General features: G+C 33.9%; 17 protein-coding genes and 3 pseudogenes. 16 read left to right on the forward strand and 4 right to left on the reverse strand.

What is annotated here, in order from left to right; all coding sequences use genetic code 11:
- Positions 1 to 227 precede the first annotated feature (227 nt).
- Together A9G31_RS07590 and A9G31_RS07595 are read left to right on the forward strand one after the other, a co-directional pair.
- Positions 228 to 1,235, forward strand: coding sequence for a hypothetical protein (locus A9G31_RS07590; RefSeq protein ID WP_065561128.1), 1,008 nt, complete (start codon positions 228 to 230; stop codon positions 1,233 to 1,235).
- Positions 1,232 to 2,878 carry a hypothetical protein gene (locus A9G31_RS07595; RefSeq protein ID WP_065561129.1) on the forward strand — a complete coding sequence of 549 codons (1,647 nt, stop codon included), beginning with the start codon at positions 1,232 to 1,234 and terminating at the stop codon, positions 2,876 to 2,878. Before A9G31_RS07590 ends, A9G31_RS07595 begins: the two co-directional genes overlap by 4 nt.
- A 109-nt stretch (positions 2,879 to 2,987) precedes the next feature.
- Here the strand turns inward: A9G31_RS07595 and A9G31_RS07600 are convergent, their stop codons facing one another.
- Entirely contained in the window at positions 2,988 to 3,260 is a 273-nt protein-coding gene (locus A9G31_RS07600; RefSeq protein WP_218056417.1) for a helix-turn-helix domain-containing protein, read from the reverse strand.
- 112 nt (positions 3,261 to 3,372) lie between these two features.
- On the opposite strand from A9G31_RS07600, the gene A9G31_RS07605 reads away from it, so the two are divergent.
- The 10 genes and pseudogenes from A9G31_RS07605 to A9G31_RS07645 all read left to right on the forward strand — a co-directional run bounded on the left by A9G31_RS07605 (position 3,373) and on the right by A9G31_RS07645 (position 11,636).
- Positions 3,373 to 3,666, forward strand: coding sequence for a type II toxin-antitoxin system RelE/ParE family toxin (locus A9G31_RS07605; RefSeq protein ID WP_065561130.1), 294 nt, complete (start codon positions 3,373 to 3,375; stop codon positions 3,664 to 3,666).
- A gap of 2 nt (positions 3,667 to 3,668) precedes the next feature.
- Positions 3,669 to 3,971, forward strand: coding sequence for an addiction module antidote protein (locus tag A9G31_RS07610; protein WP_065561131.1), 303 nt, complete (start codon positions 3,669 to 3,671; stop codon positions 3,969 to 3,971).
- 89 nt (positions 3,972 to 4,060) lie between these two features.
- A complete protein-coding gene (locus A9G31_RS07615) occupies positions 4,061 to 4,390 on the forward strand; it encodes a phage tail protein (RefSeq protein WP_065561186.1) in 330 nt (109 codons plus the stop codon).
- Positions 4,387 to 5,091 (forward strand): phage minor tail protein L, encoded by a 705-nt coding sequence (locus A9G31_RS07620; protein ID WP_065561132.1) that lies wholly within the window; start codon positions 4,387 to 4,389, stop codon positions 5,089 to 5,091. Before A9G31_RS07615 ends, A9G31_RS07620 begins: the two co-directional genes overlap by 4 nt.
- Positions 5,092 to 5,097: 6 nt before the next feature.
- Positions 5,098 to 5,811: a C40 family peptidase gene (locus tag A9G31_RS07625; RefSeq protein WP_218056418.1), complete on the forward strand. Its 714-nt coding sequence runs from the start codon at positions 5,098 to 5,100 to the stop codon at positions 5,809 to 5,811.
- Positions 5,754 to 6,311 carry a tail assembly protein gene (locus A9G31_RS07630; RefSeq protein ID WP_065561133.1) on the forward strand — a complete coding sequence of 186 codons (558 nt, stop codon included), beginning with the start codon at positions 5,754 to 5,756 and terminating at the stop codon, positions 6,309 to 6,311. Before A9G31_RS07625 ends, A9G31_RS07630 begins: the two co-directional genes overlap by 58 nt.
- A 253-nt stretch (positions 6,312 to 6,564) precedes the next feature.
- Positions 6,565 to 9,576 (forward strand): annotated as a pseudogene (gene gpJ / locus A9G31_RS07635) (TipJ family phage tail tip protein); the annotation flags it as partial.
- 58 nt (positions 9,577 to 9,634) lie between these two features.
- Positions 9,635 to 9,991: pseudogene (locus tag A9G31_RS12220) on the forward strand (prophage tail fiber N-terminal domain-containing protein); the annotation flags it as partial.
- Between the two features lie 582 nt (positions 9,992 to 10,573).
- Positions 10,574 to 10,817: pseudogene (locus A9G31_RS12225) on the forward strand (phage tail protein); the annotation flags it as partial.
- A 213-nt stretch (positions 10,818 to 11,030) separates the two neighbouring features.
- On the forward strand, positions 11,031 to 11,636 hold the full coding sequence (locus A9G31_RS07645; RefSeq protein WP_065561135.1) for a tail fiber assembly protein: 606 nt from the start codon (positions 11,031 to 11,033) through the stop codon (positions 11,634 to 11,636).
- 6 nt (positions 11,637 to 11,642) lie between these two features.
- Here A9G31_RS07645 and A9G31_RS07650 read toward each other — a convergent pair whose 3' ends face one another.
- Both A9G31_RS07650 and A9G31_RS11830 read right to left on the reverse strand, forming a co-directional pair.
- A complete protein-coding gene (locus A9G31_RS07650) occupies positions 11,643 to 12,215 on the reverse strand; it encodes a serine O-acetyltransferase (protein ID WP_065561136.1) in 573 nt (190 codons plus the stop codon).
- A 17-nt stretch (positions 12,216 to 12,232) separates the two neighbouring features.
- Entirely contained in the window at positions 12,233 to 12,466 is a 234-nt protein-coding gene (locus A9G31_RS11830) for a hypothetical protein (RefSeq protein ID WP_176700376.1), read from the reverse strand.
- A 330-nt stretch (positions 12,467 to 12,796) separates the two neighbouring features.
- Between A9G31_RS11830 and A9G31_RS07655 the strand changes: the two genes are divergently transcribed.
- The gene (locus A9G31_RS07655) at positions 12,797 to 13,351 is read left to right on the forward strand and encodes a hypothetical protein (protein ID WP_065561137.1); all 555 of its coding nucleotides are present in this window, start codon (positions 12,797 to 12,799) and stop codon (positions 13,349 to 13,351) included.
- An 899-nt stretch (positions 13,352 to 14,250) separates the two neighbouring features.
- Here the strand turns inward: A9G31_RS07655 and A9G31_RS07665 are convergent.
- On the reverse strand, positions 14,251 to 14,643 hold the full coding sequence (locus A9G31_RS07665) for a hypothetical protein (protein ID WP_065561139.1): 393 nt from the start codon (positions 14,641 to 14,643) through the stop codon (positions 14,251 to 14,253).
- Positions 14,644 to 16,164: 1,521 nt separating this feature from the next.
- Between A9G31_RS07665 and A9G31_RS07675 the strand changes: the two genes are divergently transcribed.
- The 3 genes from A9G31_RS07675 to hisM are packed head-to-tail and all read left to right on the forward strand — an operon-like array spanning position 16,165 to position 18,366.
- Positions 16,165 to 16,953 (forward strand): lysine/arginine/ornithine ABC transporter substrate-binding protein, encoded by a 789-nt coding sequence (locus tag A9G31_RS07675; RefSeq protein ID WP_065561141.1) that lies wholly within the window; start codon positions 16,165 to 16,167, stop codon positions 16,951 to 16,953.
- 3 nt (positions 16,954 to 16,956) lie between these two features.
- Positions 16,957 to 17,640: an ABC transporter permease gene (locus tag A9G31_RS07680; RefSeq protein WP_065561142.1), complete on the forward strand. Its 684-nt coding sequence runs from the start codon at positions 16,957 to 16,959 to the stop codon at positions 17,638 to 17,640.
- 6 nt (positions 17,641 to 17,646) lie between these two features.
- Positions 17,647 to 18,366, forward strand: a complete 720-nt coding sequence (gene hisM, locus A9G31_RS07685; RefSeq protein WP_065561143.1) for a histidine ABC transporter permease HisM — start codon at positions 17,647 to 17,649, stop codon at positions 18,364 to 18,366.
- Positions 18,367 to 18,418 lie beyond the last annotated feature (52 nt).

An 18,418-nucleotide genomic window follows, 5' to 3' on the forward strand; every position in this document is an offset into this window, starting at 1 on the left:
GGAAGCCAATACTCTGCTGTCAAGTGGAATAAAAGCATACCCGAAGATGGTTTTATTGATCAATTAAGTTTTTTATTCTCAACAAATTCAATTAATAGTTAAAAAAAATTATCAAAATTTATAAAAAAGATGTACTGTATAAAAACACACTGTTTGTATAAACATAAAGAAAATGCATTCTTATTTATATATAATCACCATTATTGATTAAATATTGTGTGTTATTTATGACTATTGATAGTGGTGGTGCATATAGTATAAGAGGTTTTAATTACCAGAAAGCAGTAATTGCTCAAATTGCTATTAATAATTTTAACGTGGATAATTTTTATATCATTGTTGAAAATCAAGAGGACATTGTTGTTTTTTTCTCAGAAAAAAATTTCCACCTGCAAGTAAAAGGGCAAACATTAAGTATTAAAAGTTTAATTAAAGTTCCAAAGAATAAAAATTCGATTTTATATAAACTTTTAAACAAGGAAGAAAAAGTCGATTATTATAAAGTTGTAACTCTAGATACTTTCAGTAAAAAAGATATAAAAGATTTATCTGAATCTAGTTGTAATATATTCGATGATTTTGTTTATGATTATTCTGAAAAACAAAAGGAAGAATTTTTAAAATGTCTGCAGCAAGAAAATTTATTTTCTGGTGATGAAAAGAAAATTCAAAATGAATTAGATAAAACTAAAATAGTTTTTTCTAATTTTAAAAATGATTTATCACAAGCGGAACTAATACTTCTCGGTTATATGACAAAGAAGGGAATCACTATGGATGACTATGCTGGAATTAATGCGCTCAATGAACTATTTACACAAATAGATTTAAAAAGTGAACAAAAAGCAAGTATTCATAATAAAAATGTGATTGAAAGTAAAAAAATAACCTCCAAAGAACTAAAAAACATTTTTAGTCTTTGTAGCATAATTACTAAGATACCAGAGCTTAGAATTAATTTTTTAGAATCATTAGTTGAAGATGAATTATTGAGTAAAAAAGAAAGAAGAGATATAGAGTTAAAATTCTATATGCTTAATAGCAAATTAAGGGATTTAAGAAAAGATATTTTAGCTAGAATAGCTAATAGTGATTTCTATATTAAAGAGTTAGAAAGTAATGGTTTTTCCTTTATACATAGTATTTATCAAAAATTAAGTGATAATTTTCAAGCAGATATTTATGCCGTTCTTATTGATATTGTTTCGGAAAAGTTTTTGGAGCGTAATAAATGATTATTAAGCGCTTTGTTATTTTAGACAAAAAAAATAAATTAGCTAATGAGTTTCATTTTTCACCTAATTCTAATGTTATCTATTCTAAAAAGGGTACTGTTGGTAAATCAAGCTTACTGAAATCAATTTACTATTGTTTGGGAATGAATATTAAAAGTTTTACAAAAACTTGGAACTATAGACAAATGATGTTTAAGTTATATTTCACTCATAACAATCAAGAGGGATGGATAATACGTCATCATCGGTACTATAAAGTATATGATAGAGACGAACTTTTAGATGAGGGCGAATATTCTAAATGGTTTGCCAATTTATTGAATATGCAAATTAAATTACGCACCAAAAATAGTGAGAATCTAAGCCAAGTTGTTGCTGCAGCTATCCTTAGTTTGTTTTATATAGATCAAGATTCTTCTTGGCAAGGAACGCCATTTAGAAATACAGCTAGTTTAACTTGGTATGACTCAAAAGATATGCCAAAATCTATTTTTGAATATGTTCTTAACTTAAAAAGTAATGAACATCTTGAAAAAGAAGAGAAAAAAGGAAAATTAAAAAAGGAACATAGTGAATTAACAAGTAATCACAATTCATTGTTAACACTTAAAGACCAATTTATTTTAACTGAAAATTGCAATTCTTTTGTGAATGAAGATGAGTATAAAGAAGATCTGAGGAAGTATTTATCAATAATTAATACGATTAATCAGCAACTGTCTACTTATAATGGGCAAATATATTCAAAACAAGTTGAATTAGATTCTCTTAAATTAGAAATAAGAGAGCTTGAAGAGATCTTAAAATACAATAATGAATTGTATGAAAATCACTCAATTAGATGCAGTAAGTGCGATTCTTTCTTAACTGAACAACAATCCAAAGAAAGAATGAAACTGGATTATAGTTCTTTTCTATTAGCCGAAAATATAAAGGATACTCAATCAAAAATTGAAAAAGTTGAACAAGACCTAAACTCTTTATTGAATAAAAAAATTGGGCTTGATAAAGAGTATAAAACCCTATCTAATCAGCTGAAAATAACCTCAAGTAAAGCATCGATTGATGCGTATATCCAAAGTGTAGGTGAGAAAAAATCTCAAGATAAATATTATGCAATACTAAACGATTTAAAAATTAAAATATCCAAAATTAATGATGATTTAAAAATTATAAATGCAGATATAAAAATATTAACCAAAGAACAAGATAAGAATAGAGCTAAAATAGATTCAGATTTTACTGTTTTTTTTAATGAACTGGCTGATAAATTGCCATCTGTAGATTGTGATTTTATATTTTTAAAATTTAATCAAATAAAAAATAGTGGTTCAGCATTAAATCAAACATACTTGGTTATTTATTTAACTTATATAAAGATATTAATGAAATATTCTTCTGTAGAACTTCCTTTTGTTATGGATTCAATAATAAAAGATGAACTTGACCCAGGTGTAATATCAAGTTCTTATCTTCTTATTAATAAAGTACTTTTATCATCCCAAAAACAAACCCTTTTTGCGGCTCTCAATGATAAATTTCAATATTTAACAGGTGAATGTAATAGGATTGAAATTAAAAGTGACCAAAAACTTTTAAATAAAGAAAGTTATGAAAAATTAAAAAGTGAAATTGTAGTTTAGTAAATATATTATATTTTAATAAACTTTTTAAATTAATATTAGATTCAAATATATACATAAATATTTTGTATGTGAACAACATCAATAACCCGCTTCGGCTGGTTTTTTATTAAAAATCTAACAATTCAGGTTTGATTTGTAGCGCTTCGGCAATTTTAATCCGTGTTGCTTTTCTCAACTTTTGGCTTTTTTCATATTGAGAATAAGCCGATTGACTAATACCTATTTTATTCGCAACTTCAACTTGAGATAGCTTTAAATATTCACGCCATGCTTGTGCTGGAGAATAGTTATTATCAAAAACCATGTTAACAACTTCGTTTGGTACGCCCGTTTCAATATCGATTGTTTTATTAATTATTATTTTTATGATTAACCTCAATATAAGCATTATATAAGTTTTAGTAAAAATATAAATAATTATAATTGATAACCATAGTTGACACTCTAACAGTGTAAGATATAATAGTTTTAAATTAAAACAGGAATAAAGCATGATTACTGTAAGTTATACACCGCAAATGGAAAAATGGTTGAAGTCGCTTAAAGATAAAACTGCAGCAGCTAAAATTAAAGTTCGAATTCGTCGCATGCAAGAAGGTAATTTTGGTGATGTTAAGCCTGTAGGCAGCGGTGTATCAGAAATGCGTATTCACTGTGGAAAAGGGTATAGGGTTTATTTTGTTAACCGCAATAATGAAATTGTTATTTTATTGTGTGGCGGTGACAAGGATACACAACAAACAGATATTAAAATTGCTAAAGAATTAGCAAATAAATGGGGTTAATTATGACTACAAAACTAAAAACTTTTGATGTGGTTGATTTTTTAAATACTGATGAAGAAATGCAAGAATATTTAAATGCCGCAATAGAAGAAGGAGACCCTAAATTTTTATTTATTGCGCTTGGTGATATAGCTAGAGCTAAAAACATCAGTCAGCTTTCACGTGATACAGGTATAAGCCGTGAGGGTATTTATAAAGCGTTATCAGGTGAGGGGAATCCTACTTTTAATACAATCTTTAAAATTGTTCAAGCATTAGGTTTGCAAATGCAGTTTTCCTCACAAAAACATGCTGATTGTTGTTAACTGAGTATGGAAAATCTAATGTAGATATACAAAATAAAATCAAACCTAAAGCTCGCAATTGCGGGCTTTTTTTATGTCTGGAGAAAACTATGGAAACATTTTATTGGAGACCGCAAAACAGCTCCACGATTTCAGTATCACCGAAAGTGAAGGTAATTAAGTTCGGTGATGGCTATGAGCAACGCATTCGGGACGGTATTAACAACGATCTGCGCTCATACAACGTAACATTTGTTGGATTATCAGAAGATATCAGCTTGATTGATGATTTTCTTAGCCGACACAATGCGGTTAAAGCCTTTTTATGGCGAGAGACTAATACTCACAAAACTATCAAAGTGGTCTGTCGTTCGTGGACTTCAACGCATGACGGCATGACTAAAACAATTAGCGCCACATTCGAGGAGGTAGTCGCATGATCCCCAAAAAAATGCTGCTTGATATTACGAAAATAGCACAAGATACGATTATTGATTTGTACGAAGTTGATTTAACGAAAATCGTGGGTAATAAAACAATATTCCGATTTCATAACGGATTAAATGAGCTTCGGCGACCAATTACATGGCAAGGCAATATCTATGAGCCATACCCTATTAAAGTAGAGGGTTTTCAAAAAAACGGGCAGGGCACTAGTAACCGTCCAACCATGAGCGTTAGCAATGCCATGGGCTTTATTACAGGCTTAATTGCTGATTTTGATGGTTTACTTGGCGCAGTTGTCACACGCCACGAAGTGCCAGTTAAATACTTAGACGCTGTTAACTTCGAGAACGGCAATCAATATGCTGATCCGTTTTGCGAAATCATCTCAAATTATGTGATTGAGCAGGTAAAGCAACAAAATTCAATGGTGGTTACGTTTGAATTAGCATTGCCGTGTGAATCAGATGGGGCATTAATTCCTGCTCGTGTTATTATCGCTAATACCTGTAGCTGGATATATCGTTCGTCAGAGTGTGGTTACACTGGTGGACCTGTAGCTGATGAATTTGATAAACCGACAAACGACATCACAAAAGATAAATGTAGCCGTTGTTTAACTGGCTGTAAATTACGATTTGGACAACACGGTATTCTTCCATTCGGCGGTTTTCCAACTGCTGCAAAACTCTCTTAAATAATCATGAAAAATCAAATACTCAATCACGCTAAACAATGCGGTGAGGCTGAGTGCTGCGGATTTGTTATTGATAATAAATCCTATCTGCCATGCAACAACATCTCACCCACACCAACCGAAACATTCGAAATAGCAACCGAGGATTGGATAGACGCAGAACAAAAAGGGGAGATAACTGCTGTAGTTCACTCTCACCCCGACGGTTTATCGATACTCAGCCAAGCCGACCAGTTTTATCAGCAACAAACGGGAGTAGATTGGTGGCTAGTTTGTGATAACCAAATTCATAAGTTCAGGTATATCAAGCCACTGCTTGGTCGTGAATTTAATCACGGTGAGACCGATTGTTTAACACTAGTACGAGATGCGTACATGTTAGCAGGTATCGATTTGCCCGATTACGAACGCCAAAACGATTGGTGGCATAACGGGCAAAATCTCTACTTAGAATTATTGCCTAAAAATGAGTTTGAACAAGTTAAGGACATCCAAGAGGGCGATGTCATATTAGTTTGTCTTGGCTCAACAACACCAAATCACGCCGCCATTTATATCGGCAATCAATTCATTCTACATCATTGCCCAAAACGGCTATCAAAACGCGATTTCTATAGCGGTTTTTGGCGAAACTACACTCATTCAATCTGGAGGCATAAAAAATGGCAATCATTCGCTTTTACGGCAATCTTAAACAATATGGCGATAAGTTCAATATGAGCGTTGAAACAGCAGCGGAAGCATTGAACGGCTTGTACTGCCAAATTAAAGGCTTGAAAAAGCAAATCATGGACGGCTATTTTCGGGTTCGTATTAACGGCGTAGATATGAACGAGGACAATTTACAGTTTGGTCTACACAGCCGAATCCCACAAAATGCCGTTATTCATATTGTACCCAAAACAGAGGGTGCAAAAGGTGGAGCATTCAGCTTTATCGCTGGCGCGGTGATGTTTGTTGTTGGGGCTTTCTTGTATTGGACACCTGCAGGTTATCCATTAATGGCAGCAGGCTTGGGCTTAATGATTGGCGGTGTGGCCATGATGCTAACCAAACTCCCAAAAACCGACAAATCAGCAGATGGCGGCACAAATAAAAACACCTATTTTTCTAATCTGGACAACACAATAGCGCAGGGCGCACCTGTGCCACTTTGCTACGGATTAACAAAAATAGGCTCTAAAGTTTTATCACAAGGGTTGGATACAATAGATGGGTAAAGGTTCAAAAAAGGCAAAAACGCCTAGCGAAGCTCGTGACAATCTTAAGTCACATCAACAGTTAAGTATTATTGATTTGCTGTGTGAAGGACAAATAGAAGGTCCATCAAATGGACTACAGAGCGTTTTTTTAAACGATACACCAATTCAAGCGCCCGACGGTTCGTACAATTTCAACGGCGTTAATGTTGAATGGACGGCAGGCATTCAGGCTCAATCACCGCTTGAGGGCTTTCCTGCAACCGAAAATGAAGTGCCTGTTAATTTGGAAGTAAAAGCAACAACGCCAATCGTGCGTACGATTACCGACCCAAATATTGACAGAGTGCGGATTACGGTTGGGGTGCAGTCGTTAAGCTCAACGGATAACAAAGGCAATATCAACCGAACATCGGTATCAATGGAAATTCAAATTGGCGTGGGCAGTATATGGAAAACGGTAAAAACGGTTGATTTAATTGATAAAAAAACACGCTCACAATATTTAACATCAGTTATTTTAGACGATTTACCACCGAAACCGTTTAATATTCGTGTAGTTCGCAGAACGCCAGATAGTACATCATCATTATTAGTCAATAACACACTATGGAGTTCGTACACTGAAATCTACGATACTAAATTTTCATATCCGAATACGGCCGTTGTTGGCTTGAAGTTTGATTCATCGCAGTTCAGCGGTGTGCCTCGCCGTAATTATCTTATTAAAGGGATGATAGTTAAAGTACCTGACAATTACACTCCCGAAACGAGAGAGTATAAAGGCTTTTGGTCAGGTAATTTTAAATTGGCTTGGACCAATAATCCTGCGTGGATATTTTACGACATACTAACTAACACACGTTACGGTATGGGTAATCGAATTGGCCAATTCGGTGTTGATAAATTTGCGCTATACACGATTGCACAATATTGTGACCAGTTAGTCGATGACGGTTTCGGCGGCAAAGAACCAAGGTTTACTTGTAACTGTTATATCACAGAGCAACGACAAGCGTACGATGTTATTCACGACCTGTGTTCAATATTCCGAGCTATGCCAATCTGGGACGGCACGCAGTATACAGCAGTGATGGATAGACCAAGTGACCCTGTAGCAATTTATGCAAATGCTAATGTTGTGGATGGGCAGTTCAACTACACATCAGCAGCACAAAAATCACGGCATACTGCTGTGCATGTGCGTTATATTGACCCAAATAATAATTGGGAACCAACGACTGAGTACGTTGCAGATGATGATTTAATTAAACGGTTTGGCTTAAATGTAGCTCAAGTTGACGCATTCGGTTGCACGTCGAGAGGACAGGCTCATCGAGTAGGAAAATGGTTGATTCAAACCGAAAAATTAGAAACACAAACGGTAACATTTTCAGTAGGTCGTGAGGGCATCCGTCATTTACCGGGTGATATTATTGGTATTGCGGATAATGATTTCACAGGAACTACAATCGGCGGGCGAATTTTAGCAGTAAATGATAGCACGATTACCTTAGATCGTGACATTGATATTAAAAATCTGAAAAATGCGTATTTGAGCGTAACAGATACAAATATGCTGCTACAAAAAGTAAAAATTCAGGCACAGATTAAACCCAATCAAATTGTTTTAGTTAGCAGCGTTAGTGTCGATGAGTATTCTGTCTGGGGCTTATATGACAATAAAATCAAACCACGCTTGTTCAAAGCAATAACAATCGCTGAAAACAGCGACGGCACTTACTCAATCACTGCGCTACAACATGAGCCACAAAAAGAAGCGATTGTTGATAACGGGGCTAAATTTGAGGTAGAAAGCGGTGCTATTTTTGGCTGGTCGATTCCACCCGTTGAGCAACTACAGGCCGAAGTCATTCCCGAATCTGATTTATATCAAGCTCGCTTATCATGGTCTACACCGAGAACAATTCAAAACTTGAAGTTTGAAGTAAAAGTGTACCGTGATGATAAATTAATTAACCGTGAAACTGTTAATGATACTGAATATTATTTATCAGACCTGCAACAGGGCAAGTTTAGCGCAACGGTGAGAGGGGTAGCAGAAGACGGACGATTGGGCGATGAAACCACGATTGCATTTTCTATTTTACCACCGTCTAAACCATCAGGTTTAGTACTAACACCAAGCGCATTCAATGTCGCTATTCGCCCAGTAATGACAGCGGTGTCTAGCTTGGGTACACAATTCGAATTTTATAAAGGCACAACAAAAGCCGAGGTTGAATCGAAGCGTAATTATCTTGGCCGAGCGATGTCACTTACCGATGTTGATTGTCTGCCTGATACCGAATATTGGTACGGTGTAAACGCAATTAATGTTGTTGGTCGTTCAGAGATGTTTATCGCTAATACCAAGACGTTAATTGCAGAAAATGGCGCAGGGGGATTATTTAGAATTCAAACGCAAGACGGCAAATTCCCGACAAATAACGATGATGCTACTCAAATGTTTTATCGTGAGTTTGGTTTTTATCCAGCCAGAGATACTACGCTGATCGTTTACTCGCTAGATGGCTCAGGCAAGGTAGCACATTCAGAAGCAAGAATGTATAACGGCGCTTATTGGGTTGAACCTGCTATGTTTTTGGATGGTGATTTAATCGCTACTGGCACAATGCGAGGCGATAGATTAATTGCTGGCACTGAAATCAGAGCACCTCAAATTGCTGGAGGCAGGATGGTTGCGGGTAATGTTATCAGTGCAGGTAATCCGCCTGCTTTTGAACTGCTTGAGGACGGTACATTAAACGCAAGACGGGCTAATATTTCAGGTAACATTTATGCAAGTTCAGGGCAATTAAATAATGTTGTGATTAATGAGAATTGTCAGATAAAAGGCACGTTAAACGTTGGACAGATTAAAGGCAACATACTCTCAGCCAAAAACTACGTTCGTGATGCTTATTTGAGCTTTGGATTTAATCCTCCGCTAAATTCGGCGCACATAATGACAGTTGAGGGGAATGGATGCTGGCAAACTCTTTGCTTTGTTGGAACAACAGGAGTTGAATGCAAGAACGGCAATGTATCTGAAGTGACGTTACAATTTTTATTTAACAATCAATTCTCTTTTAATATTAATCATTTAATTAATAACGGAAAAATAGATAATCTATGTTTGCCAGTTCCTCCTTTCCCTGCGGGAAGTCGAGTTGATATTCAATTAATTGGTGAACGCAATAAATATTCAAGAATGACTCAATGTATAGTTTCGTTCAATTCGTTAGCTCTGTTAATGAACAATTCAAATGGATTTCTCGATTAATTAACAATCTATTAGGAAAAACCGCTTAGTTGCGGTTTTTTATTATCTGGAGAAAATTATGGCAAAAATATCAGGTATTTTAACTGATGGTGCAGGACAAATTATTAACAATTGCACTATCGAGTTATACGCAAAAAAAACAACAAACAAAGTGTTAACACAAACGCAAGCGTTTCAAGTCGCAGACAACGGCAGTTACATGATGAACGTGTTGCCGTGTGATTACGATGTGAAGCTGATTATAAACGGATTTCCGCCGAAACGTCTTGGTACAATTCAGGTGTTTTCTGACTCAAAAGATGGCTCATTAAATGATTTTTTACTGAATCCGTTGGAGAGTGAAATTACGCCAGAAGTGTTGCAACAAGTTGTTAACGCTCGCAATGCAGCAAAAAAATCGGCTGATGATGCTAAAAAATTCGCATCGACAATTGATACATCTCAGCTATTGAAAAAATCGGGTGATGAAATGACGGGGCAATTACGTATGTCTGCTGAGTCGGCAGGTATTAAATTTAAATATGTAGATAGTAATAACGAGTTTGTATTACGTACGCTGAGTAATAGCTTGTCATTTATTTTTTACGATGAGCAAATAGAAAAATGGTCAACAAAATTAGCATATATAACAGATAAAAAACAATGGTGTTTTCTAGATGTTGATGATGTAACAATTAATAATAAATCAGTGTTAAAAACGGGTGACGCAGTACAGTTGTTTGGTGATTTAGCGAATACAAACATAAACAACCTGACTGGCTTTAACGAAGGCATTTATTTTCAAGGTAAAAACGTTCAAGCCACATCTGAAAACAACTATCCTATTAATGAAGCTGGCACATTACAAGTTTTAAAAAATGGTGCAGACGGAGCTGGTTGCTGTCAAATCTACACTGCTTACAGAAATGCTCGGCAGTTTATTAGAAACTATCGCGGAGGATCTAAGTCATGGGAACCTTGGATTGAACAAATCACAACAGCGAATGTTGATAATTTTTTGCCAGTTGGGATACCTCAGCCATGGCCAACAGCTACACCGCCAGCAGGTTGGTTAAAATGCAACGGATGGAAATTTGATAAAAATAAATATCCGAAATTAGCTAACGCATACCCATCTGGTTTTTTGCCAGAGATGAGAGGTGAGACAATTCGTGGCTGGGATGACGGGCGAGGAGTAGATCCGGGAAGACAAATCTTGAGTTGGCAGGGTGATGCAATTAGAAATATTTGGGGTGAAATATCACCGATTTCCGAGACGTTTGCATCAGAACCAACAGCAACAGGCGCATTTAAATATTTTGAAAAGCACGCGGGTCACACCCCCACAAGCGTCGATAGAGGCAGTGTCGGCGGCGTTGTATTTGATGCATCAAATATAGTCCCAACAGCTAACGAAAACAGAGTACGCAGTGTAGCGTTTTTATATATAGTTAAAGCAGAGTAGGAGATTTATAATGAAATATCAATTAACACCGAAAGTTGCACAGTTTGACAAAGACGGTTTTGTAACAACTGAGGGCTGGGCATTAATTTATAACACAGATCTGAAAACAGGTGAATTTATCAATGCTACATACGAATACGTTGTTGTCGGTATTGGTTTACCCGAACATGCGTGTTTAGACGCCCCAAAACCGATTGAGGGCGGTAAAGCAATTGTTAGAGTTGGTGACAAATGGACATACCCAAGCGATCATCGTGGCAAGAAAATCTATTTAACTGAAACAGGTGTAGAATCAACAGTAACAGAAATCGGCGATATTCCCGCAGATTACACGCTGTTAAAGCCGTCAAGCGAATTTGACACATGGAACGGTGAAGAATGGGTATTAGACAAAGAAAAACAACATCATTATTATGTCATGTTAGCATCAGTGCAAAAAAAACAGCTATTAAGCGAAGCTAGCTCACAGATTGATTATCTACAAGATGCAATCGACACAGAAATAGTAACTGATGAAGAAAAAGCATTGTATGCGACGTGGAAAAAATATCGTGCGTTATTAAATCGTATTGATGTTGATGCTGCGCCAGAAATTGATTGGCCAGAAAAACCATAGCAAAAATCAATTAGTCTGGATAATTGTATTTGTTTTTTGCGTATAAACAGTGCAGTTATCTGGAATATCTTTATTTACAAATGACATTGCACCAATTTTTACATTATTACCTATTTTTATTTCACCACCCAAAATAACGGAGTTTGAGCCAATATAAACATTATCGCCCATAATAATATGCATGTGCCCATGACCATAGCCTATGGTAACATTCTGATGAATAAATAAATTTTCACCAATTGTTACATTTTCTCCAATTGTTATTGAATAAGGATGTGGGAAATGTAGATTTTTACCTATTTTTGCACCGAGATGAATATCGATTTTAAATTTATATACTAATCTTTTTTGAATATTCCAAGCGATTTCCTTTTGTTTTTTATTTCCATGCATATACATTTCATGAGCTAAACGCCACCAAAATAGGTATTTTTTATGTGTTGAATTTATTCTGATATGTGATATTAAAATACGGTAAATAGATACCCTTTTACGTCTAGTAAATTCTGCTTGCCAACACTCTTTCAAATGCGTCAAATCGTGAGTCATTAAAAATTTAATTATATGTATGTATTTCATAGGACTATTCGATTTAATTAGATAATTGAGATATTAACAAACACACTATCAATCTTCAACTTGCAATATTCAACAGCGTCTTCTAACATCACAAAATCGGCGATACCATATAGTGTTTTCTGCGTTTGATATAGCACAAAATTGTTCTCGTCGTCGCTGTTGATAATGTAGCATTCGCCCGTAATTTCATTTTCGAAGTCTTCGGGCGTTTGACGTATGTAAATTGGTAGTGTGTAGTTTATTGTTATCATGATAAGTAAAGTTAGATTTTTGGGGGTATTTTATATTGATTGTATTTTGATGTAAAATTTTGGAAGGTCGGCTGTAAGATAGTGTGACCATTTTGTGACACAAATATTTATTAATATATACTAAAATCTATTAAAATCTACTAATTGAAATCATGGCTAGCCCTTGTTGTTTCTAGTGTTGTTAAGGTTTTTCAATTAATATATTTTAGTATATTAAGGCACTTCTAAGCCGTAGGTCACAGGTTCGAATCCTGTAGGGGACGCCATTAAAATCAACAATTTAAATCAATTTCTAATATTTATTTTAGAATAGAATTCAACTTAATTATTATGAAAAGAGATCATGCATTTCTAATTGAATTATTGGATACATTTACAAGTAACCGTGTATTTCGCCAAAAATTAAAGATAATTGATAAACAGAATATTAGAGGATGGGAGACATGGTTACAAATTGAGTTTTCGTATTTCCTAACTGAGTTAGAAGACAATATTGAATGGTACAGAGAGTTGAGATGTTTACCTGACAAACGATATGCAGCTATGAAAAATCGGTGTAGCATTATCCCGGATTTTGTTGTGAGAAAAAAAGGTTGGTCACAAAATTATTTTTTATTTATTGAATTTAAACAGAATGCTTCTCCTTCTGATTGTATAAAAAATATGTTTCTTGATTTAAAAAAAATACTTAGTATAAGAAAAAATGAAAATATTGATGTTAGATCTTATTGGTGTGTCGGATTTACTAGGAGTAAAGATATTCAAGAACTAAAAGAAAAAATACTTAAGTATAATGATGATTGTTATGATGGTTATTATGATATTGAGCAATACTTAACTATCAAAAGAATAGGGCGGACACCTTATAGCACGATAACGTTTTAATTCAAACTATAGAACTTCAGCAGTTCAACAATAATGTTTAATTTGTTACGAGCGAAACCCATTATCAGGTCATAAGCTTTCCTGTATTTAGGCTTTATAAAAGTGCGTTTAGTTGTTATGCCAAGTCTTTTTTTACCCCTGTTATCAAAATCGGTATGTACCTCACCCGCAATAATTTGGAATAAGCAAGAAAGGTTACCGAAGAATGGTTCAATGATCTGGCAATTTGACATAAACAGTTCGCTTTGTTATATGCTTTTTCAATTTAAACTATATCATTGGTTTAAATTAGAATTTTGGTGGTATGTATAATCAATCTTTTGGGCAGAACAGATATAGCATTTGAATGCATAGAATTTAAGTCCACTAAAATAGTTGGGCTCTTTGCTATCCATATGTGAGTAATTTTATGAGAACAAGAGCATATAGAAGACATCAATTTAAACAATGCCTAGACAACAGAAAGCATGATTTTTATTCAGGAAATTCTAGGAAGAAACTTAAAAACACATGACAACATCAGCACCTTGCTCTTGTTGAATATGTGGCAGTCCAAGGCGTTATCTTAACGAGTTAACATTGCCAGAACATATTTTTAAGGCCTTTTTCTTATTATAGTGTTCGTTAATTTCAATCCTTGTTAACGTCATATAAACACTTTGATTTATTAAATAATAGTAAATCCTATAATTTATGCTTATATAATATTGATTGATATAAGGTTCCATCTGTATGTAATAAGAACCTTTAATAATACAATTCAGCAAATTATTGATTTTGTGTTACAATTATCAGATAAAGAAGTTCAGCTAAAAGAATGAAAAAATAGCGCGTTATTAAATCGCATTGTTCTAGATGCTGAACCTGAAATTGAATAGTCAGAAAAGCCACAGTAATAATCAAACATTCCGTATGATTGTAGCTGTTTTTTGTGTATAAGCAGTGCTGTTATCTGGAATATCTTTATTTATAAATGACATTGCGCCGATTTTTACATTATTACCTATTTTTATTTTGCCACCTAATATAACGGAATTGGCGCCAACCGAAACATTATCACCAATAATTATCTCAATAGGTTCACTCGCGCCACCAATTGTTATATTTTGAAGAATGTAACAATTTTCACTTATTACAGTGTTTTTTGTTATTGTTATACAGTACGGATGGGCTAATATTAAATTTTTACCAATTATTGTTCCTAGCTCTATATCAATTTTAAATCTATATATTAATTTTTTTTGTATTTTCCGTGCGATTTCTTTTTGTTTTTTATTTCCGCATATATACATTTCATTAGCTAAACGCCACCAAAATAAATACTTTTTTTATTACATATTGGTTTAACGAATAATTTTAATAATTGATAGAAGTTTATTTTTTTATTATTTGTCGCTTCTATTGACCAATATTCTTTCAAATGCGTCAAATCGTGAGTCATTAAAAATTTAATTATATGTATGTATTTCATAGTACTACTCAATTTAATTTGATAACTTAGATATTAACAAACGACACTATCAATCTTCAAGTTACACTATTCAATAGCATCATGTAGCACCACAAATCGGCAATTAGTTATGTAAATTGGTCGCAAATATGAGTTGGATCTTCGTTTATTATTTTAATAATGTTTTATTAATTTTAATCTTGTAATGGATGCTATTTTATTCCAATATTGTCAATTTAAATATTAAATCTTGGTTATATTTTTTTACAAAATGGTGTTAACAAACGAATTGTCAAGTCGGAAAAAATATAATTTTATACAGAATATAAATTCTTTCTTTAAGGTTAAATTTACATTATCTTTAATTTCTCTTTTAGAAATAATAAGGGTATATGATGCATAAATTTATAAAATTAACCGCTTTTATTGTGGCTATACTCTTAATTGTATCGTGTACACAAAAAAACATTTCGAAAAAATAAGTAAGGTAATAAATGAAAAAGTAGGTAAGAAAGCCAAATCGGAATTTTTAGCTAAAAACTTTTTTATTCAGAGATTAAACCGAAAGGAAATCAACAAAAGCACGAATAACAGTTATTTAAGTTGGAGCAAATGATTTTAACGTACGAGGTTTGGTTATATTTGATCAAATAAAAAATATGAATCTGAATATTTAGTTCCTTATCGCTTTGGTGATGACGGTTTTGTGCCCGTCACCTCAGGTATTCATGGGATGATGTTCCAAATGATTATGTTAACCCTTTAAATCAAATTAATATTGTGCCAAATAAAGCATTTATTTTTAATGTGTCTGTCGATACATATATTATAGTCGAAACTGGTTGGTTTCATCACGGTTATACAGAATTAGTTAGTTGTAAATGGAATGGCAAAAAAATAGTATTTATACCTAAAAAAGATAAAGATTATTTGTCATCTATCGGCGCTAACCCAACAAAGAATAAGAAAAAATTCCTTTGTATATTTAAGTTACAGGAGTGAGATAAAAAGACACAAGAATATAAAAAAACGCCTTTTATTCTTTTCCTTGAAAAACAATAAGATTAATAATTATTTCAAACCGCTTAAATGTTGTTTTTTATTTCCTAATTTTAGGTAAAAGAGTATTTTGAATTACTATGATTTTGTAAAATTAGTTTAGTTAAGATGCTAATTTTATTTCAAGAATAAAATAATCAACCAATTGAATTTTCAAATAAAAATTAACGGTATGGTTATTACATAACATGTTTATCATTAAATAATTTTGATTTCTTGTGCAACAATAATAACTTTTTTTTATTATAAAATTACTTTAGAACACGTTATATTATTGCCTTAAATAAAAAAGGAAAGATTAAACATGAAGAATTTATTAAAAAAATTAGTTATTTTCGGTTGTTTAAGCTTGCCAATGGCAAGTTATTCTGCGTTACCTGAATCGATTAAAGTTGGTTCGGATACGTCCTATGCGCCTTTTGATTTTATTGATGCTAATGGTGAAGTTACTGGATTCAACATTGAAATCACGAAAGCATTGTGTGAAAAGATCAATATTAAATGTACTTTTCAATCGACCGACTTCGATGCGTTGATCCCGTCGTTATTATCAAGAAAGATTGATATTATCTCGTCTTCGCTAATGATGACCAAAAAACGTAAAAAACAGATCGCTTTTTCTGACGAAATCTTTATGACTTATTCACGTTTGATTGTTAAAGAGGGTACTAATTTAATGCCTAATGCTGAGTCATTGAAAGGTAAGCGTGTTGGTGTTGAGCAAGGTACATCGCAAGAGCATTTTGCCAACGAGATGTGGCGTCCGAACGGTGTAGTTATTGTGCCTTATCAAAATCAGTTACAAGTATTTTCTGATCTAGTGGCAGGTCGTTTAGATGCGGCATTGCAAGATGAAGTCACTGGCAGTTATGCCTTTTTAAAACAGCCACAAGGTAAAGGTTTTATTTTTGCTGGGGATGCTCTAACCGATGTGAACTACTTTGATGTCGGAGTGGGGATTGGTTTTCGTAAAAATGATAATGAGTTGCGCGAGGCCTTTAACCTAGCTTTAAAAGACCTTTTAGCTGATGGCACCTACCAAAAAATCAACAATAAGTATTTTGATTTTAATGTGTACGGTAATAAAAAATAAACCATGCAGGGGTATATTTCTTTAATTTGTCAAGGTGCATGGTTGACTATTATTTTAGCATTGACATCGCTACTACTGTCCATGATACTTGGTATTGTTTGTGCATTAGGTAAGCTGAGTCATTCAAAAGTATGTAATGTGCTTTGTCAGGCTTATACATCGTTAATTCGAGGTGTACCCGATTTAGTGTTGATGATGCTAATCTTTTTTGGCTTGCAGTTTTTGGTTAATAATATAACTGATTATTTTAACGCTTCTTTTATTGAAGTTGATCCTTTAATCGCTGGTATTATTACGTTAGGCTTTATTTATGGGGCATATTTTACCGAAACTTTTAGAGGAGCTTATCTTGCGGTTTCTAGAAACACCTTAGCGGCAGCAACAGCGCTTGGTTTAAGTAAAGTGCAAGTATTTGAGTATATAATGTTTCCTTTAATGATGCGCTTTGCCCTGCCAGGTATTGCTAATAATTGGTTAGTGGTGTTAAAAGCTACAGCATTAGTGTCGTTATTGGGGTTGTCGGATTTAGTCAAAGCTACTAAAAATGCAGGCGAAGCTCTGTACCAACCTTTGTTATTTGCTTTGATTGCTGGGGCGTTTTATCTGTTTTTTACGTCAATATCTAATATCATTTTATGGTGGCTTGAACGGCATTATTCTATTGGCATTACAAAAACTAAGTTATAAGAACTCATGTTAGAAATTATTCAACAATATTGGCAATCACTATTATGGACCGATGGTTATAATATCACTGGTCTTGCGATGACGCTGTGGATTTTGATTTTATCGGTTTTAATGGGGGGGATTTTGTCACTAGCGTTAGCGGTAGGGCGAAACTCGCAAAATAAACTGATTAAATTACCTATTTGGCTATTTACTTATATTTTTCGAGGTACGCCTTTATATGTGCAGTTATTGATTATTTATACTGGCATATATACCTTAAGTGTGGTTAAAAATAATACTTGGTTAGGTTTTTTTTTTCAAAGTGGTTTAAATTGTACGGTGTTAGCTTTCACCTTAAACACTTGCGCCTATACTACTGAGGTTTTTGCTGGTGCCATGCGGAATGTACCAAATGGCGAAATTCAAGCCGCAACAGCACTTGGTTTTAATCGTTTTCAACTCTATCGTTATATCATTTTTCCAAGAGCATTTCGTATTGCATTGCCAGCTTATAGTAACGAGGTCATTTTTATGTTGCATTCAACTGCACTGGCTTTTACTGTTACTGTGCCAGATGTGATGAAGATTGCGCGCGATATTTATGCCGAAACCTATCAACCTTTTCATGCCTTTGGTATTGCAGCAGTGATTTATCTTTGTGTGAGCTTTATGTTAATTTTTGGTTTTAAAAAATTGGAGCAACGTTATTTGGCTTTTCAGCAAGCTAATAAGCAAGACAATTAATAATTTGATTTAAGCATCAGATGGTTTTGTAATTCATTTATAATTTTATTGG

Source organism: Gilliamella sp. Gris1-4 (assembly GCF_001690335.1).
Taxonomy (GTDB): Bacteria; Pseudomonadota; Gammaproteobacteria; order Enterobacterales; family Orbaceae; genus Gilliamella; species Gilliamella apicola_P.

What these genes read in the sequence shown, in the direction of transcription:
- A9G31_RS07590 (WP_065561128.1), top strand. Translation starts at nt 228, where the DNA reads ATGACTATTGATAGTGGTGGTGCATATAGTATAAGAGGTTTTAATTAC.
- A9G31_RS07595 (WP_065561129.1), top strand. Translation starts at nt 1,232, where the DNA reads ATGATTATTAAGCGCTTTGTTATTTTAGACAAAAAAAATAAATTAGCT.
- A9G31_RS07605 (WP_065561130.1), top strand. Translation starts at nt 3,373, where the DNA reads ATGATTACTGTAAGTTATACACCGCAAATGGAAAAATGGTTGAAGTCG.
- A9G31_RS07610 (WP_065561131.1), top strand. Translation starts at nt 3,669, where the DNA reads ATGACTACAAAACTAAAAACTTTTGATGTGGTTGATTTTTTAAATACT.
- A9G31_RS07615 (WP_065561186.1), top strand. Translation starts at nt 4,061, where the DNA reads ATGGAAACATTTTATTGGAGACCGCAAAACAGCTCCACGATTTCAGTA.
- A9G31_RS07620 (WP_065561132.1), top strand. Translation starts at nt 4,387, where the DNA reads ATGATCCCCAAAAAAATGCTGCTTGATATTACGAAAATAGCACAAGAT.
- A9G31_RS07625 (WP_218056418.1), top strand. Translation starts at nt 5,098, where the DNA reads ATGAAAAATCAAATACTCAATCACGCTAAACAATGCGGTGAGGCTGAG.
- A9G31_RS07630 (WP_065561133.1), top strand. Translation starts at nt 5,754, where the DNA reads ATGGCAATCATTCGCTTTTACGGCAATCTTAAACAATATGGCGATAAG.
- A9G31_RS07645 (WP_065561135.1), top strand. Translation starts at nt 11,031, where the DNA reads ATGAAATATCAATTAACACCGAAAGTTGCACAGTTTGACAAAGACGGT.
- A9G31_RS07650 (WP_065561136.1), bottom strand. Translation starts at nt 12,215, where the DNA reads ATGAAATACATACATATAATTAAATTTTTAATGACTCACGATTTGACG.
- A9G31_RS11830 (WP_176700376.1), bottom strand. Translation starts at nt 12,466, where the DNA reads ATGATAACAATAAACTACACACTACCAATTTACATACGTCAAACGCCC.
- A9G31_RS07655 (WP_065561137.1), top strand. Translation starts at nt 12,797, where the DNA reads ATGAAAAGAGATCATGCATTTCTAATTGAATTATTGGATACATTTACA.
- A9G31_RS07665 (WP_065561139.1), bottom strand. Translation starts at nt 14,643, where the DNA reads ATGTATATATGCGGAAATAAAAAACAAAAAGAAATCGCACGGAAAATA.
- A9G31_RS07675 (WP_065561141.1), top strand. Translation starts at nt 16,165, where the DNA reads ATGAAGAATTTATTAAAAAAATTAGTTATTTTCGGTTGTTTAAGCTTG.
- A9G31_RS07680 (WP_065561142.1), top strand. Translation starts at nt 16,957, where the DNA reads ATGCAGGGGTATATTTCTTTAATTTGTCAAGGTGCATGGTTGACTATT.
- hisM (WP_065561143.1), top strand. Translation starts at nt 17,647, where the DNA reads ATGTTAGAAATTATTCAACAATATTGGCAATCACTATTATGGACCGAT.